The organism is Halobacteriovorax sp. RZ-2 (genome assembly GCF_043196685.1).
In the GTDB taxonomy this organism is placed as follows: Bacteria; Bdellovibrionota; Bacteriovoracia; order Bacteriovoracales; family Bacteriovoracaceae; genus Halobacteriovorax_A.
Map to the genome: position 1 here is coordinate 816,321 of NZ_JBEBMR010000001.1, position 19,625 is coordinate 835,945.

10 protein-coding genes are annotated in these 19,625 nt (G+C 36.8%); 1 reads left to right on the forward strand and 9 read right to left on the reverse strand.

Annotated elements, in window-relative coordinates; all coding sequences use genetic code 11:
- Positions 1-1,728 (reverse strand): hypothetical protein, encoded by a 1,728-nt coding sequence (locus ABMA78_RS03915; protein ID WP_392857247.1) that lies wholly within the window; start codon positions 1,726-1,728, stop codon positions 1-3.
- A 179-nt stretch (positions 1,729-1,907) separates the two neighbouring features.
- Between ABMA78_RS03915 and ABMA78_RS03920 the strand changes: the two genes are divergently transcribed.
- Complete coding sequence (locus ABMA78_RS03920) at positions 1,908-3,050, forward strand: acyl-CoA dehydrogenase family protein (RefSeq protein WP_392857249.1); 1,143 nt, start codon at positions 1,908-1,910, stop codon at positions 3,048-3,050.
- Positions 3,051-3,105: 55 nt separating this feature from the next.
- Here ABMA78_RS03920 and ABMA78_RS03925 read toward each other — a convergent pair whose 3' ends face one another.
- The 8 genes from ABMA78_RS03925 to ABMA78_RS03960 form a co-directional block, all read right to left on the reverse strand.
- Positions 3,106-5,229 carry a hypothetical protein gene (locus ABMA78_RS03925; protein WP_392857252.1) on the reverse strand — a complete coding sequence of 708 codons (2,124 nt, stop codon included), beginning with the start codon at positions 5,227-5,229 and terminating at the stop codon, positions 3,106-3,108.
- On the reverse strand, positions 5,229-5,825 hold the full coding sequence (locus ABMA78_RS03930; RefSeq protein ID WP_392857253.1) for a tetratricopeptide repeat protein: 597 nt from the start codon (positions 5,823-5,825) through the stop codon (positions 5,229-5,231). Before ABMA78_RS03930 ends, ABMA78_RS03925 begins: the two co-directional genes overlap by 1 nt.
- 11 nt (positions 5,826-5,836) lie before the next feature.
- Positions 5,837-6,457 (reverse strand): hypothetical protein, encoded by a 621-nt coding sequence (locus tag ABMA78_RS03935; protein WP_392857255.1) that lies wholly within the window; start codon positions 6,455-6,457, stop codon positions 5,837-5,839.
- Positions 6,447-7,340, reverse strand: a complete 894-nt coding sequence (locus ABMA78_RS03940; protein WP_392857258.1) for a hypothetical protein — start codon at positions 7,338-7,340, stop codon at positions 6,447-6,449. Before ABMA78_RS03940 ends, ABMA78_RS03935 begins: the two co-directional genes overlap by 11 nt.
- Entirely contained in the window at positions 7,327-7,869 is a 543-nt protein-coding gene (locus ABMA78_RS03945) for a hypothetical protein (RefSeq protein WP_392857260.1), read from the reverse strand. The genes ABMA78_RS03940 and ABMA78_RS03945 overlap by 14 nt, the downstream gene beginning before the upstream one ends.
- A gap of 11 nt (positions 7,870-7,880) precedes the next feature.
- Positions 7,881-9,293 carry a hypothetical protein gene (locus tag ABMA78_RS03950; RefSeq protein WP_392857262.1) on the reverse strand — a complete coding sequence of 471 codons (1,413 nt, stop codon included), beginning with the start codon at positions 9,291-9,293 and terminating at the stop codon, positions 7,881-7,883.
- Positions 9,294-9,458: 165 nt separating this feature from the next.
- Positions 9,459-14,450, reverse strand: coding sequence for a fibronectin type III domain-containing protein (locus ABMA78_RS03955; RefSeq protein ID WP_392857264.1), 4,992 nt, complete (start codon positions 14,448-14,450; stop codon positions 9,459-9,461).
- A 15-nt stretch (positions 14,451-14,465) separates the two neighbouring features.
- A complete protein-coding gene (locus tag ABMA78_RS03960) occupies positions 14,466-19,625 on the reverse strand; it encodes a fibronectin type III domain-containing protein (RefSeq protein ID WP_392857265.1) in 5,160 nt (1,719 codons plus the stop codon).

A 19,625-nucleotide genomic window follows, 5' to 3' on the forward strand; every position in this document is an offset into this window, starting at 1 on the left:
CTACTCCGAAATTATCCCAAAATCTAATGAAATACTTCCCTTAGGCATGAAGCTCAATTCAATCTCATGTGGAGTATTATTTATCTCAACATGGTTTTGATCGATCATCTTTTGAAAAACGTATTCCGATGGATATTTAATATTAAGTTTTTGCTTATAACTTGAAGGATTAAAAAAGCTAATGCGCTTTACCTTATCGTATTTAAGATCAGAAGAAGCAATGGCCCTTTCTTGCCACTTATAGCGAACTTCTCCGCTTTGAGAAATATCACAACCAATATAGCCAATACTCTTCGTTACTTTATTCCAGAACGTATTAAGTTCATCGTCACTACACTCTTGAAAATCATTTGAGTTAAAGATAAGCAGTCGCCCCTCACCCATAGTGACAGTATTAATCTCAGTTAAGAAACGGATCTTCTCGACACTTAATTCATTTTCCAAGTAGAAAGACTCGAGTCTTCTTCTTAAATTCTTTTCAAGGTAAGCAATATCGATAAGAACCTTACCGCCACTCATAAAGAGCTTTAGGACCTTACCTAGAAGCTCAGCATTAATCTCTTTTCCATTGAAGTAGAAGAACTGAAATGGACTTTCAACATAGTCTTCCCAATGAAATTCATTAATATCGCTATAGCTATAATTCCAACTGAATTGATTCTTACAAAAGTCGATAAAACCAGAAAAAGCAATAAGCTCCTTACTTTTAAAGTCCTTCACATTGTGGAAAATATTAACTGCATTTGAAGTTTTAAAAATATAGTCGTTATCCGCGAGAATCGTCTTATCATTATAGAATTCATCTAAACGAGAAGAGTTAATAACCTGCTTCTTTAAATCGGAATAAATCCCATTCTTATTGCGATTAGGAAGAAGAATAGAAGATGGAAGAATTCCATTATCTAAACTCTTAAGGGCATCATCAATGATCTTTGTGTCACTCACTTGATCAAGCATACGATTCTCAATCGAGTTCATCGAGCCTTCTAAGAAAGAGAAGTTCTTTACACCTTGCCAATTCTTTTCCATCGAATGCTTAACAATATCGATATAGATGCGAGAAATCGTTTCATTATACTCTATAATAAACTCATGTTCTTGCTCGGCCGTAATCTTCTCAAGCTTAAGCTCACCCTTTTTCATTTCAACAAAGCGACTGAAACCACTTTGGAACGCTACCGAACGATCAAAGATATAAGAATGAAAGTGGCCATGAGAGTAGTGACCGCAGTTGGCCCCCCACAAAGGTGCTTTAATTCCACTTTCTTGAAAGTATGAGTTTAATTCTGAACAAAAACGAGTAAAGCCTTTATAAACTCGAGGATCATAGAAGCTATAAAAATTATGAATTGTTCCGTCACTGTCTGCACTTGCACGGTTTAGGCCGTACTGATCACAGCTAGCAGTTCTAGCTAGAAGATATGGAATACCACCATTTGGTAAATATGGTACCGGTGAAACAGGTAAGAGAAAGATAATCTCCTTATCCAACTCTTTACAAATATCATATAGGCGCTTGAAGTCCGTCTCAGGTTTTTGCTTTGCAAAATCAATCTTATCGCCGGTATCCGTATGGAAGCTCCAATTTATCGGTACGATAATCTTATCTGTTAAAGACGTTTGTTCAATTTTAGATTTCCAAAGAGAAGCTGAAGTTTTCCAGTAGAAAAACCAATTCTCCCCTGGAAATACCGTGTCCTCATCCTTGACTACAGGTGTTGTAAGCATCAATCGACTCCTTAAAAAAATTGTAGGTCATGTAAAACACTTTGACAATTTCAAGTACTTACAATTTTTATCTTCTCACTAAATATAGTCTATTGGCTAAAAACATCTGTGGCATTATTGCCATAGGATGTAAGACACGGTAAGTTATTTTGATTAAAAAATGACAGAGGGGACAGAGTATGTGGTATTTCACAGAAGAAGAAAAACAAATCCAAAAAATGTGTCGTGATTTTGCAAGACAAGAGCTTGCTCCTGTAGCGGAAAAGCATGATACAGAAGAAAGTTTCAACATGGATGCTTTCAAAAAAATGGGTGAAATTGGAGTTCTTGGAATTACTGCTGATCCTGAGTATGGTGGTGCTGGAATGGGTGCCCTTGCTGCAACAATCGTTATGGAAGAATTTGGAAAAGCATGTGCTTCTTCAACTCTTTCTTACCTTGCCCACTCTATCCTTTGTGTTAACAATATTGAAAATAACGCTTCTAAAGAACAAAAAGAAAAATACCTACCAAAACTAATTACAGGTGAGCATATCGGTTGTATGGGTATGTCTGAGCCAGAATACGGATCAGATGCAGTTGGTATTCAAACAAAAGCAGAGAAAAAAGACGACCACTACCTTCTAAATGGAACGAAGATGTGGATCACTAATGCACAATACGCAGATATCGCTTACGTCTATACTAGAACAGGAAAAGAGAGAAAGAACCTTTCAACTTTTATCCTTGAAAAAGACAAAGGTCACTTTGACTTTGGTAGCCCAATCCACAAGATGGGTATGCGTGCTTCACCAACTGGTGAGCTTATCTTTGACAACGCAAAAGTAGGTCTTGAGCAACTTGTTGGTAACGAAGGTGATTCAATTTACCACATGATGAAAAACCTTGAGATCGAAAGAATCACAATTGCTGGTATCTCTCTAGGTATCGCGCAAGCTTGTGTTGATCAATGTATTAAGTATGCAAATGAAAGATCACAATTTGGAAAAACAATTGGTGAGTACCAAATGATCCAAAAGATGATCGCTGAAATGGCAACTGAAACAGAAATGATGAGAAACTTCCTTTACAACGTAGCTTACCGTTACGACCAAGGAGAGAAAGGGCCAGTTGTTGCTGCTCAAGTTAAGCTTGCTATTCCAAAAATGGCAACGAAGATCGCTCTTGATGCTATCCAACTACATGGTGGATACGGTTACTCAAGAGAATTCCCAGTTGAGCGTATGATGAGAGATAATAAACTTAATGAAATTGGTGCTGGTACTAATGAAGTTATGATTATGATCATCGCTAAGAATCTTCTAAAAGCAGCTCAAGTTTAAATAGAAATTCAAATTAAGAAATAAAAAAGCAGCTCCTAGAGCTGCTTTTTTTTTATTATGCTACTTTTAAATCTGGTCTCGTTTCGACAGAGCCGTATAAATCCTGGGCCCAGTTATGGACAAGGTTTTCGATCTCAGTCTTCTCATCTTTTTCTTTCGTGATACGAGTACGTACAAACTTAACAAATTCACGCCAGCTATCATCTTTTCCAGCAATGATTTTACTCTTTCTCATCTCATCACGTTCAACAGAATCAAACTCAATTTGCATAAGATCACGGGCCTTAGTTCCATCTGGTGCAAAAAGGTCTAAGTAATACATTCTCTCAGACTCTTCCATAGCAAAAAGTAATGAAACTTTCTTTCCAAGGTCGTAATTAGCAAGCGCTTCTTTTAGGAACTTAGAAGGTAGCTCACTTACAAGCTCAGAAGGGAAATTCTTCTGGCTCAGCTCTGTAAACTCTTCAACATTAATATTCTGCTTAAGCGTATTGAAAATACTCTTTTCCACCGCCGCAGAAACGTTTGGAAGAATATCGAATAATTTCTCAACGAATGGAAGTTTCGACTTCGATTCAACATATTGAGAAAGGACTTCTTTAATACGAGCTTGGTTATCTCTAACCTCTTGTTCTTTAATGATAACTGAAGACATTAGAATTTGATCAACAGTTTCTGTGTCACAACTTGAAAGAACTTCAGCAACAAAGCTTTCACTTAGAGCATTAAGAACAAGTGAAACAATGTACGGATCTTTTTCATAGATCTGATTAATCATTTCAGCATTAAGCTTAAGAAGTAAATCGTAAGTATTAGGGTCTTCAATGACAGAAGGAAGAATAACACTTTGTACGATTTGATTACTAATATAGTCATTTGCTAAAGATAACTCACTTGCATTAAGCGGTTTATTAAGGAGATCTCTCCACTTCGCCTTTTCTGGCTCACTTAGCATCTTAAATACATCTGTTAATGCACTATTATCAATTTGTTGAACAAGTGCTCTAAGGGCCGCATGTCCGCTCTTTGTATCTTGTGCAATCCATTTCTTAACCAGAAGAATTGCTTCTTGAGGAGTGTTATCTGCAAAAACCTTAAATCTTTCAATACCATTAAGAGAGTGTACGCCACCAAGGCCATCTCCACCGCCACCACCAGCGGCCAACATCTCTCCAGCTCCCCCATCATCGTCTGATTCAGAGCTATCACTTTGCATTGTAAAATTACCACCTGCTTGAGCAGCACTATTAAGTTCAAAGAACTTAGAAATAAGACGATTTCCAACAAATCCAATCAGTAGAACACCAAGAACGATTGCAATAATATTTGAAACGCTACTTAATGCCTTTAGGAAATCACTTTTAGAAATCACATCTTCTTTTTGAGGTACATTAATCGTATAAGAAAATTTAAAGTTAGGAGTAATATCATTTACACCAAGCTTGATTGACTTAATCAGTCCTTCAATTCTAACTCTTTCATCCTTAGCAATATCATTTGGAAGACGAACAGAAATATTAATTTCAGAGATATTTTTGAAAATATCAATAGAAGTATTATACTTCCACATCTGTTCAATCATACTAGGCTTGGCCTTAGATGCGTCTCTTAGTTTTTTAATTTGATCAACTAGCTTCTCTTTTTCCTTAGAGAAGTCTTCTTTCATTTTATTAATCTTATCTTTAGAGTTATCCCCCATTGTCAGTAAGATCTTACCAGAAGGAGAAAAGTCATTGAAATCATCGATAAGTGGAGCTTCCATACCTAAACGAGAGAAAACAATACTCTCACCGTAGTCAGTTTCTGGAACATCATTAGTAAATTTAATTTCAGCGTCAGATTTTGTTTTACCATCTTCAGCTGCATTAGCTTGATCAGAATCGTCTGCAAGATCTAATTCCTTACCACCTTTTCCATTAACACCTCCGGCACCACCTTGAGGCGAAGGATTCAATGGAATACTGAAGTTAGGAGTTTCAGGAGTATTCGTTACGATTTCAACATCAACAAAGAAATGCTCATGGCCAAGAATAACTTCCGTCCCTCTTTGTAACTTATCATGAACTTTCATTTCTAGTTCATTCTTTTGCCACTCAAGACTTGGCAGGACATTCATCTTTGGATTTGAAATGGCCGCAGAAGAAAGTAGTAGTAATGAGATAAACGCAAACTTCTTCATTATTTACCTCCTTCATTCTTAGAAACATTAAATTTCTTCTCTAAGTAAATCTTCATTTTATAAGCTTCTCTATTTTTAGGATTAATCCCAAATGCCTTACGATAAAAAGCAAGAGAGTTTTTAAAATCTTTCTTAAGGTATGAAATTGAACCTTTCATTTCATGGATAATTGAGAAATGAGGAAATTTTGCTTCTAGCTTTTCTAGTTTAGCGAAAGCAAGATCAAAGTTCTTCCCTCTCATTAGTCTTAGAACATCAAATAAATCACCGACAAGGAAATCAAAATCCTGTGCTAATTCAATATCTTTTTCAACCTTTAAGTTCGCGCTGATATCAATATCTGATTTTGCTAGCATTGGAACAGATAAACTATATGGCTCAAAACCAGGCTTAAACACTTCAATTTGAACTGGCCCATTTGCACCGTAATTGGTCTGCATTGTTTCAACATCAGTTTCATAAGGAGTCTTTCCAAGAGAAACTCTTTTACCATTTTTATCAATAACGTATACGTCACAATCACTAGGATCGGACTTAACATTAAACTTAGCAGCAAATACAGATGTAGATAGTAATAATAGTAATAAGTACTTCATTAAAAATTTATTTATAGATATTGGCTAATACCTACAAATACCCCCATTTTAATTCCAGTTGTTTTAATTCCTGTTGCACGACTAACTGCCGCTTCAGCTTTAATTGTTCTATTTTTACCCCAACGCCAACCAGCGCCTAGGTTTACCCCTAAATCAAAGAAAATATCTGAGTATTTAGCAGAATCAGTATTATAAATAACGTAACCAGGGCCTACAAAAGCACCCCAGTAATACTTACTTGTTGGTGTGATCGTTAGATTTTGGCCATTACTTGTGTATGTGTACTTCGTACCAATATCGCCAAAGTACCAATTCATTCCAACAACAGTTGAGTAAACACCCGTCCCCTCTGCTGACATCATTGGAAGAACACCACTAATATAGTAACTTTTCTTTAACTCTGATTTGAATTCCCAATTTACCTGAATTGAAATTGCAGATACCGCAGCAGCTGCTGCATCGGCAGTCTCATCACCTGTTGAAGTACCATCAGTATTTTGAAGAGTACTTTCATTAGGAGTTACAGAGTAATTCATCATCCCTAGTGAGATACTAGCAGAATTATAAAATGTTTCGTTTGCAAAGAGACTTGAACTTAGTAGCCCAAGAATCAATAGCTTTTTAAAGGCCACCTACAGTCCCTCTTGAAACATGCCATCGAACGCCGTCGATATCATTTACATTCAAAGTTATTTTTAGTTTTGACTGATGATCTGCTCTAAAGTTCTTAACATAGAGAGAAGTATAAAGATCCGGTAAGCGTGACTCCATCACCTTACAAATATCATTCAGACGCATCTTTCTTCCGTGCCAACTAATATTTGACTGAAAGTCACCATCCGAGAAGTTAAAGCTAGAGAAAACACCAGTAATTTGTAACCCGTTTTTCCCTCTAGAGAACTCAACTGCACAATGAGACTCTTCTGTCTTCATATTTAAAACACCGTAGAGTAGCTCAACAAAGTCTCTTAGTAGCATCTTTGCTTCATTATTATTTGAGTAAAGAATGCAATCATCAGCATATTGAAAATCTGATAATGTCAGATTGTTATTAATCCAGCTAAGTCTCTTACCAAACACTTCATCTTCAATCAGATTATATGCATCTAGCTTTTTTGACTCCATCAGTGCCGTTCTCTTTTGAGAGACCTTATTCATAACATCAACAGGGATTTTGTAAATCCAACCATAGCGGTAACCTGTCGACTCATCCATCGATGTGTGGATGATATAGTCATTTAGAATATCATTACAATTCTTGAAAAGATTACTTGTATCAGCAAGTCCCTTCTCTTTACGAAATGTTTTCTTAAAGAAAGCATCCCAATTTCCACCTTTAAGGTTTACATTATTAAACATTTTTCTGAATTCAGAATTAACTTTGATTACTTGGTCGTTTTCATCAATCACGACTAGAGCAATACCTGGAAGGTTCTTAAAGACCTTAGTCTTTTTAACTGTTTTATCTAATTCAACCTTTTGGTTTGTGTTATCTGCCACATCAAAGAACTTCATTTAATACCTCACGATTTCTAAACTGTAGAAAATCTTTTTCATCAATATTTTTATATTTAACTTTTAAAACTAAATTCGTTTTCTTAGCGCTACGAGTGAGCCTAATTGCAACAAGATTCTTAAGTCCACGTCTACCAAAGATGTCACTTTGCATATTACTTACCGACGTTCTGATATTTCCAATGTCACAAAGCTGAATCGTCATAAAACTAGGTGTTACATAGAGCTTCACACCAGCAATATCCCCTACAACTCTCTTTAAAAGCTTCATTTCATCAATTAATAACTTTTGAACAAGATATGCATTGATTAACTCTTTCTCTAAACAATTTTGTAAGATCTTAATCTCAACATTCTTGATTTTTAGGGCCTTTAAGCATTGATCCTTAAAAGACTTACTAAAAATTGAAAAATCTTTAACCTGTTGCCTTTGATTATCACCAAAATAAATTAGTGTTTCCTCTTGAATAGGCTTTACCTCAGGTACCGAAGAAGAAAATAGGCTTTCAATTTTGTCCTTAAAATCCATAGTAATTATTCCTAATTATAAACTAGCCTTACGCCAAAGATCTGGTGAGAAGTATCAAAAGCTGACGTTGCCGCTGAAGCGAGATTTACAACTTCAACATATCCACCAAGACCAAAATTTTTATATAAATTCACTGAGAAATCTAACACGTACTTATCACCATCTAATGGCGTTGAATCCCCTGTCGTACTTAAGTCAGAAGAACCAATAAGGGCCTTCTTATAGAAGCCTTCAATAACAGTCTTCTTTGCAAAATGCTCACTGATATACTTAAAACCAAAACCAAACCAAAAAATATTATTAGAAAAACCAGAGATCCCCGTTCCTCTATCTTTAATATTGGCAAAACTTATGCTTTCATATTCAGCATCAACTGAAGCAAAAAATGAATCACCGATTAGAAGCTTATTATAAGCACCGTAAGCAGACATACGAGGAGAGATTCCATAAGGATTTTCACTAAGAATATTTGAAAATGAACCACCAACAGAGAAGTACTCTTGCCACTCCTCTACCTTGTAATTACTTAGATACGTAATATTCACACTTGTAAGATTGGTTCTTGTATCAACGACTTCACTTGTATTAAGTGTATTTGAAGCTAATGTTGTCTCTTTTAAGTATCCAATTGCATAGAAGCTATCTGGAATTAGCGTAAGTGTTGATGCCTCAACCTTTTCAGGCTTAGCATTCATTCTGAGGTCTAGATCAGGAGATTTGAAATTACTAATTTTAACTTTCTCTTCTTTCTTTTTGGCCTTCTTCTTTTCTTTTTTCTTTTTATTTATCTTTTTGACATCTCCAGCAACGATAATCTCCTCGACAACAGGAGACTCATCAACAGAAAAAATGCTTACAGCATTCGTATCATTAACTCGTGGAGAATTGAGAGAATTGATTGCTGAAACAATCTCATTCTTTAACTTCTTCTTTGCTTTCTTTTTCTTAGGATCTTCCTTTGGTGGCCTAAGGCTTGATGAACCGTCACCATAGAATAGTTCATAAAGTAGCTTTCTTACTTCTAAATGAAATCTCTTTCTAGGAACATTATCTTTAAAAACTTGTGTTACCGTCTTTCCGTTTTGAACATCTAAGATTTTAAAGTCGAGAACATATGAATTATTACGGTTTTTCTTAGTCGAAAGATCAAGTGCGAAAGTATTTTGATAAATTGTTGCTGCACTATCTCCCATTAAAATTTCAAATGAAGAAGTTCCAAGCACAATTTCCATTGCTGACTTACGAATTAAGGCAAGATCTCGCCTATCAATTCCCTTTGCCTGCGTCACTTTAATCATCATATAAGGAGTAATCTCCTCTTCCTGAGCAGCGTCCTTACCTTCAACTTGAACGGCCTTAGCGTCCTGTGCAATTGAAGAAAATGAGAGAAAAAATGTAAGAATATAAATGTAAAACGTATTCATCACATAAATATTCTAAGTTAATTAAATACTAAATAATACGGGGCAAAATTCTCTTAAAACACCTGAATTTATTGAGAATTTCATAAAGATTTCGTTAAGATTTAAACAAAAATTAAGTTTGTATTACCTAACTATATTTTAATTGGTAATACAAACTTAATATTATTAGAAATCATCTTGTGAAACACGACATCTAGCTGCACCACTAAAGTCGTCGTAAGCATAAATAATTGTATCGAGTGGGAAGTCTTCCCCTCCAACAATTTTCGATAAGGTATTACAAGTACAATTATCACAGCTCTTAATAAACATAATGCTATCATCTTCATTGTGCATATTTGTTAAATCACAACTAAAACCTGGAAATAATGGTGCAATATCCTCAGGTGCATCGGCCAACCAGTGTGGGAATGCAAAGAATGGATAATCACTATTTGTGTCGTCTGCATTAATTAAGTAGTAATCGTTTAAGTTAATAAGCTCTTTAGCTCTACTTCTATTACCACCATTTTTTCTAATTGTACGAGTTGCTCCCTCACAATTTTCAATCGCTTCAGACTTGGTAATGAAAGTTGGCGAGCCAGATCCTTCAGGTAGAGCAAATTTATCGATAATAAACCCTCTCGAGTAATCGTAAATTGCAGACTCATCAGGAACGACAACTTCTTTCGTTGAGAATCCATTAGGCATCGAAATATACTGTTTACCAGATGATGTTTCTCTAACTGCAACAACTCTTAAGTAATAGAATCGATTCTGTAGAAGTCCAGTAATCTCAACATTTGGAGTCATTCCCGCTGTTTCAACAAAAGTTAAACCAGTTGAGTTGTAAAGGTCACTTAAACTACTTTCAAACTCACTATAGTAAACACGATAAGAAATAATTGGACCCCAGTCATTATTGATTGGCGCAAAGTCAACCCATTCTAAATAAACTCTTCCCGTATCATCTGTTTCAACATTAAAAATTTCATTCGTCATTGCATTTGAACGATTTGGTTCAATAAATCCTTTGACATAAATTGGCAGTGTCGAAACTGACGCCCTCTTACTGTCGTAGTATTTTAAAATGGCATAGTTTTCACTTTCATCTACGTACTGCCCGAGGTATGTATCATCAAATGTGAATGTTACTCTCATTGTACAAGTACTCGTTGTATTTACGTTAAATCCCCATTCCTCTTCAGGAAGGGCGCCACCTTCATCATCACCAAAGAAACAAGGTCGATTTAATTCAACCTGAATAAATCCTTGATTGTAGATTGTATGAAAGTCCCCTGCTGGAATCGTTGCACTTTGATTACCTACGAATTCCCTATACTCTTTTAGAAAACTTGCTTTCTCATCACTTGGATTATTTAAATTAATATTCTTAATCAAAGATCCACTTGGATAAGCTGAAAGAATCGGGTGAGCTGGATTCGTGTAAGTTCCAATATCAATAAAGTATGCATTTGGGATAGTTCCACCTGAACCATCACTAATATTATTTGTGATTAAATTCCCGGCAGCTACTTTGGCCGGATCGACTGCTGTAAATTGAATTCTAAATGATTCTGCATAATACTGATCTGTACCAATATCATAAGAAACAATACCGTAGCGAGTTGTTATCGGTAATTCCGCGATACTGGCCTTGTGTTTAACATCTGCAAAACAAGAAGCGCCAGGAGCTAAGGTTGCTCCACAATTAACAGATTCAAGAGAGTATCCTACACCGGCCCCATTATTATCATGGATGGCACCTAGAAGTGACGTCTTTAAGTTAAATTTCACATTATTGACTGTCGTCGTTCCTTCATTTGTAAAAACGAGACGAGTTTTTGCATAAACATTTGAACCTCTAACGGCCTCAACACCAACAGTTGTTACAGCATCATAACCATTCATCACAAGGTTGTGATTCGTTTGTGCTGGGTCTAGTGTTTCAGTATGAGAAGAAGTTAACTCATCGTATTCAACTGTATACTTTTGAGACTTCAATGAAAGTCTACCTGTATTTGCTGGAACAGCTTCAGCAACCACTAGAATACGTAGTGATTTAACATTATCCGAGTAAGCATAAGTATCACGATCAACTAGAGTTTGAGAGCCATCTCTATATTGAACTTCTAATTCAGTCTGAAATGTTCCTTGCGTTGCAGGTGCAAAACTTAATTCAATATTGGCCAGGGACGCTTGCCCAACAGTTCCAGGCATTGTTGTAACAGCAAACTCACTATCGCCATTTAACATTTGAACTAACGAAGTTGCTTGTCTTTCTCCAGCATTATAAAGCTGAAATGGAAGAGCTACAGTCTCTCCAGCATAGAAAGTTCCTGCATAATAAACATAATCATAAGTTGTATCACGATATGTAGCAATTCTATTGATAGACTTTGTCGGAGCATAAGAGATTGGTTCAGCTGCCGTTCCTTTTGCAAGATCACGATACATTGCAGGTATTGTAAAACTTCCAAAGCTTTGTCCCCATTCTCCTGCTTGTGGTGAATGGGAAGGGATATTAACTTGTTGACGCCATAGAATTGCACTAATCATTGGCTGGGCGCCTTCTGGGACAAGTGCAGCTGATCTTCTAGAATTGATAGCAATCGGATAAGCTTGAGTTGTATAAAATCCACCATGGCCATCTAAGTCAGGAGTGTATCCAGTTGCAGCGTCAGCAATACCATCTCCATCAAAATAGTCAAAAATGAAGAAGTCTTGAATCATCATCCCACTAGTATATTCTCTAAGCGCATGCGAACCATTTAGAGGTGCAGAAAAATGACGTTGCCATCTACGATCATTTGTATTGTAGTAACTATCTTCTCGTTTATCATTTGATAACTTTTCCAATTCAATTGTTAGGCTACAAACTTCTCCAGGAGAAAGAAGTGAAGGAGCATTTGTACCAGCAGGAGTTGAAGCCGGTCCCGTCATTCCACCAAAGTCCATAAAGTCATAACAGTCTTTATCAACACCTGCGACAAGTGCTGAACTTGGGTTATCAACAATTTCACCACCAAATAATGGCATTCCTGGACTAGGTGCCCAAAACGGAACACCTGGATAAAAACCTGGTGCACTAAAATCAATATATGTGATACCACCAGTACCAACATTTTCTAATTTTAAATGGAAATAACGTGTTTCATTGGCCGTAACAGGTGCGAAAGTAATCCCTTCGGTCATTGTAAAATCAGAGAAAGCTAGGAAACCTTTTCTAACAAGAAGGCCGCGCATCTTCATTTCTATTTCACGATCAGTACGAGGAGACATATCATCATTATAAGTTGTCCCATCTTTGTATTTGATTCTGAAAATTTTATAACGTTCTGGATATGCATTAAGTACATCATACATTGCTGAGTTTTCTTCATTCTCTGCCGCTGTACTATCTGGGTTTGTTGATACGATTGGATTTAGATCAAATAAGATATCACATTGCCCATTATATGGATTCAGGAATCCACATCCTGAATTTTTAACATTTTGGTAGTAGTTATTAATATGATAACTTGTTTCAGTAATAACATTTGCAGTAGGTTGTGCACCATCTGTAACACTTACAACCTCTCCAAATGTCGAACCACTATTATTAACTCTGATTCTAAGTCTTTCTTTGTAGTTTGAGTTTGCAATAAGAGAGATACGTCCTAAGTCATAGTCAAATAAATCATTATCAGCAGTATCTAAATTATTATATATTCCATTTTTGTATTCAATTACATCAAAGCTTAGTTTTGCAGCGGCCAAGTAATTAGCATCTTCAACAACGTAGTTATTCTCATCTGAGTCTAGGTCATTTTTAATAACGACATTATCTTTCCAAGTCGAATCATAACGAACATTAAAACGATAATTATTAAAATTTCCATCAGCTTCAAACTGCACACTAGGATGAAAAGTAACGTTAAAGAAACAAGAACCGCCTGGATCAGCAATTGTTCTACCAGCAACTTGTTTTAATGCTGTATTTGTAATTCTTCCATCTTCACCACGGACATAATTAAAATCATTTACATCAATAAAACACTTACTAGTATCAAAGAATTTAAAAGGAATTGTTGTCAGCGGAAGATCACTTGCACTACTTGTTAAATCACCTGCAGGATCTCGACAGACAAGATTATCACCACCAGTACTATCATCTCTTAAACAACGTGCAACAAGTGTATTTGAAGCATTTCTTACGTCAACACTAAGAACAATCGCTTCTTTATATCCCTTATTTGAAACTTTTAATGTTTGCGTATCGATATTCCCAACAACGAGATCATCGAAACTTAAGTTAGGAAGACCACCGATTTGGATATCACCTTCGATTCGAATTGACTTGGCATCAAAGTAAACGTTAAGAGCATTAATACCACCCTCAGGATCACGGCCATAGTCAAATCTTATATTTGAGTTGTAATCAACATCAACATTTCCATCTGGTGCACCAACACCGTAGTTCTTTGCCTCAAATTCAACAACAAGTTCACAAGTTTCATTTTGTAAGAGCACAGTTCCACATGTATTTGAAACAATGCTGATCGCATTTGACGTCGTGTTATCTAGCTTTGTCATTGTAATATTGCGGGCCCTTAACTCTCCCGTATTAACAACAACAAGTCTTTGAGAAAATACTTTTGGTTCTGTTCTTTCAACAACACCGAATGAATAATTAATTGTCTCCTCTTCAAATACTAATGATGCAGGAGTTCCTGTTAAGAATTTTAGCTGAGTTGATTGTGAGAAATTATCAATAAGGGTCTTATAGTTAAATTGAAGATCTTGCGTGTGGATTCCTGAAGTACGTGCTTCATATCTCAACTTATAATAACAAGTTGCTTTAGAGGCAATAATAAGGCCACAATCTCCACCAAAACCAGGGCTTTCTGATTCCCCTGCTTCATCAGGAAAGAATTTAACACCTGCAGATGAAGCTTGATCAATAAGTAATTGAGCATCACTTAGGTTATATCCAGTATTATTCTTAACTCTAATAAGAATTTCGTCACCAAGACCGCCTAGAAGGAATTCACCTCGATCGAGATTTCCAACGACTGAAAATTCTACCGTGCCATCGACTCCATCATTTAAGATTTCAGCAGTCTCCTCCGCCTTCTCGACAGGGGTACACGAGATTATTGTAAAAAAGAATAAGATCAACCAAACGTACTTCTTCATTTATTCTACCTTATTTTATTGATAAGACTCATCTTCGATGCGTACTACACATCTAACTGCTGAATACTCAGTTCTCATCTGTTCGTAATCGTTTCTAGCATTAAACTTTGCTGAGTAACGTCCACTACTCTTTGTATTCGATTCTCCAAAATTCAGCATATAGATAGGAGTGTCTCGAGAAAGACTCCATCTTACATAGTCAACCGCCGTTCCATCATTATCGAGAGAAGACTTTAACGCTCCACCGTTAGTACTTGAATATGTGGCATATGTATCCGTTGCAGGATCAACTGATTCAATAAAGTCATAGAAATACTCTCTTGCAGAAGGAGACATATAACGGTTACGACCAATATTAATTTCAGACATCCCATCAGAGAAAATTTGACTATCACCAACAGGGAAATTTGGAATATCCATTGTCGATGGATCAAGACTAAAGTCCGTTACAAAAGTATCAAGAGAAATCGACATATTATCTAAACTCTCTGAACACAGACTTCCTTGACACTCTAGTGGTAAGCCTAGGATAGGGTTAAAGTAGCGGCCACGACGTGGATCTGTTGAGATATCCTGTGCACGATTAATAACATCCTGATCCCACTTAAGGGCCATCGTATCGTTAATTGATAGCTTCGGTGCAAAGTTATCTTGCCCAAAGTCTAAGAAGAAACCATCACCATTTCTTAAGTAACTAACACTTCCTGGGTCAATTGAATTTACAGACTCAGCAACACCAGTATTCACATTTCCGAAGATATCAAAGATAGGTGTAAAGGCACCATTTACAAGGTAATTACCACCTCTTGCACCACCTGGTTCAACAAATGAACAGCGGCCAGTATCAGTATCAGACATAACCCAAGAAATTAATGTATTAATATAGTAAGCACCATTTGGAGCCTCAACTGAGTTTGAAGCAAGACCCGCTCCAAGCATTAGCTTTTCACTATCAAAACCACAAAAGATTTGTTCTGATGAAATTTCGGCCTTATTTCCAATAATATCTTGGACACCAAAGCGAGATGTACAGGCTTGAGTCGTAAATTGCGTCCCACCGTTATCATAGAAGCTTGAACCAGTAATGAATGGTACACGACGTGGCGTCGTTACAGTCCCTTCATAATTAACTGGCATATTAATCATTAAACGATCTCCTGATCTTTGCTGATTAGTAGCCGCTCCACTAATAACATCTCTATCATAGACGTTACACGAATTATCAAAATTCACACCACTTGTTACAGGAGCATCATTTCTTGTTCCTGTCTCAACTTCTGCAACAGCTGCTTCATCAAAGTCTTTAGGATATCGACTTGCCGTAATCCCTTCTCCACGACGCATCAGCCTCTTTTCTCTTACGGGCCCAATTTGTTTAAATTCATTTGCATCATCATCATATGTTCCAATCTTTACTTCATATGAATTACAAACACGATTGGCCTGAGTTTGACTAAGCCCCGTAAGAGGAGGAAGCTTTGAATCATTCGAAGAGAAAACACGTGATAATTTTGTATTTCCACGGTAGCGAGGTGATGCATCAACATTAGTATAAGCAGGGCTAGGAGTTGCATTTATCCCAGAATCAAATAGCTTATTATTAGTAAGGATATCATTCATCGACATATCAAGAATGTCGACATCATCTACTCCATGAGCAAGTGTTGAAAGATTATTAACAGCTATCCATCTTGGCTTTAGCTTATCACCGTCAGTTGAATCCGAAACAGGAATATTAATCATACAACGTGATGGCCCAAGAGAGTTTTTATTTCTTAGGTTATTACCATCAGCTAGGGCAGCACCACCGGCTCCTCTATAGTAACCATGACTAATACGGTCTTCATAACTCTTAACTGCATTTCTTGAATAGTAAACTGCCGCAAATTCACTTTGCACATTATAAGAAGCATAGCTTCCATTTCCAGCATACGGGTTAAAGAAATTTGTCGCAATATTGGCCGGATCAGTACAATCAGTGAAGTCACCAGTAAGTCCAGGAGAGATGAAGTTTCTACGGTCAGCAGTATCTGGATCGCCACATGCAGTACTTGTAATTGCAATTGAAACAGAATCTTCACCAAAACAATCACCGACACGAAGTTGGCTACGATCAGTATAAGACTCTCCAGTATTAGGGTGATTAGCACCAGAAGTGTACCCCGGAGGGTTTCCATTAAAGCACCCCTTAAATCCAGAGCCTAGATCATTAGAACCTGTAAAATTAGGAATTGTTCCGGAGTAATTACTTCTTTCATAAGCGTAATCCCCTCTTGTGAAATTACAACCTAATTCAAAACGGTCAATTAGCATACTTGGGCCAAAGTCATAAACTGTTGAGCCTTTAATCCATGGAGATGTTAGACCTCTGGCCCCAACTCCATTCCAAGAACAAGTATATTTCTGACTAATATCTTTTGAGTGAACTTTTCCAAGTTCACGACATTGTTGGCGATTGGCCATTAGCCTATGAACAAGGGCCATATTTTCAGGAGGAAGAACAACTTTAATAATATGCTGAGGATTAGTTGTTTCTCTTTCATACTCGAGCTCAACTCCTCTAAAAACAGGAACTACTTTATAGTAGTAAACACGAGCGTGATTAAAGTCATCTCCGGCCTGAATATGCTTTACCGAGTAGTCAGTAAACATAACGGCACGATATGTTTCAAGAACTTCATTAGTACGACTTCTTTCCGTATAATCAGCTGGGTGGATTAAACCTTTATTCGTCAGAGTTTGGTAATCGAAGTCACCACTTGTAATATCTTTCCAAGTGATTTTATTATCATCAGAACGGTATACACGATATCCAATTTTATGATCTTTCTTCTGCATACCAGTCTCATAGGCATCAATGAAAGTTTGCATTGAAAGCGTTCCACTTGTAAAAGTCACATCTTTCCATGCAATACGAATAATTCCAGAGTTTGAATATTGATGAAGAGAGTTAGTTGTTACTCCATCTTTAGATCCATAAACACCACTGAATTGAGTACTACCATTTGCAACACCAAATTGATCTTCAAAACCAGATGTAGGTGAAAGTGTTGCAGGATCAACCTCAACTTCAATTGGTTGCCCACTAGCATTTAATGTTTCTAAAATATAATCTTTATTACGATCAGGTCCCGTTGGTGTAACCATACCATTTGCTTTTGGACCAATAGCAAAAATATCAACCCATTCCTCAAATTTTGGCTTAGGTACTTCAATCTTACACTCACCTAGTCCAGTGTTGATATCTGCATAAATCGGAGTTGGACCGTCAATATAAGGAAGAACACCAAATTGATAAATTTTTCCAGGAACAAGAGATGGAATTGTATACGTATAAGTTGTCGCAACAATATCATCAACTCTAGTGTAGGCCGGGTCATTTGCTAGGGCATCTGTATACTTAAATACTTTCCCATCTTTTTCCTTATAGAAAACAGCATACTTGTCATAAATACCACCAGTCGGAGCATCCCAACCAACAGTAATATAATCGGCACCTGTATTACATGCATTAATAACACCAGGAAATTGCTCTACCGTTGGAACCTTAACAATTGGTGTAATACATTTTACGATCGCATTTTCAACATCGTTTAGAGAGAAGTTATTCCCAGAAACACTAGGAACGGCCGCAAAACAATACTCTTTATCAGCAACAGTATCCCCAGCTCCAAAGAAGTTTCCTTGGATTCGCACACTTGTATACGAGCCAAATCCAGCGTAGTCTCCTGGATTGTCATCTAGTCTGATAAGTCCATCACATGAAGCTTTCCCACTTGAATTTGCAACATTAAAGTTTAGGAGTGTCGGACTCGCGTCACTTTCACCCTCATAGCAGTAAATATCAAATCCGTTTAAGAAACCTGTTTCAATAACTGGTGGATCAAAATTAATTGTAATTTCATTAAGGTTGTTGATATCTTGTGGACTCTGAATCCCTAAGATACCAGAGAATGCTGCTAGCTTTGGTATGGCACGATAGAAAACTGGCTTCCCAATAATTCTCTCACCATCACCACAAGTTAGAGTACGACAAGCAATTGCAAATGTTAGGTAGTAATCATATTCTTCTAAACTACCTACTCTTTTTGAGAACTCATCTGCATCAGCTGTACGGTAATCACCAGCTAAGTTTAATGGGTCGATAATTGAAGCATCAATTTCTTCAGGAATTCTTGCTCTTACAAGATCAACATCTTCCTCTGCTTCACCAAGTTTATAGTTATAAATTCTATAATTTTCAAATGGCCCTACTGCAGGAGTCCAAGTTAAATCGATTGAAGTTAGACCTAAGTTTTTGTCTGGAGTGGCCGCTCTAAGAGAGAGTGTATCCCAATCAAAAAGCCCACCTGAACCTAAAGTCGTAACAGAAGCAATTTTATTATTTTCTTCAAAACGATAGCCTTGTGTATCTTGATAAACTCCATAACTCTTATGAATTGATCTAACTCTGAAATAGTACTGCTTACCTGGCATTAACCCTGTAACTTGTCTCTCTCTTTCAGTTGTTCCACCAGTTGATGCCGTGATATCACCAGGCTTTAGATCTCTTTGAATTGCTGGGTGTGTATTATTGAATAAGTCAGAAATTGTTCCATCATCAGCAGCGATATAAGCGACTTCATATGCAATTGGATCATTCGGCATTGGATTATAAGTTGACCCTAAAGTCACTGCCGGTACCCATTTTACAAGGACAGTATTTTGTCCAGCAGCACCAACAAGAGGTTCGACACTTGATACCCCTGCGAAGTCGGCCGTGTAATTTGAAAATGTTCTGGCCGATAAAGTTGCATCATTCTCACTTTGACTACCAGTACTACCGTCACGTACACCAACAGAGAATGTATATTCAGTATTTACATTTAAATTACGTACCGTAAAACGATACATCCCTTCGTCATTTACAGACAAAGAGTCCGCCTTAACTTCAATAGGAATTGTCGCGTCGTTTACTTTAATAAGATATGTTAGCTCTGAAGCCGGCCCAGTAGCAGGAAAGAAGTAAACTTCAACCTTATTATTTGAAATTGGAATAACTTTAGAAATACCTGCAAATTGAAAAGTCTGCCTTCCACTCTCTGCATTTTTTGCATTTTCGAGATTAGCGTCTTCTACTTTTCCAACACAACTGGCAAGTAATAATAAACAAAGTACAATTGATAAAAATTTCAT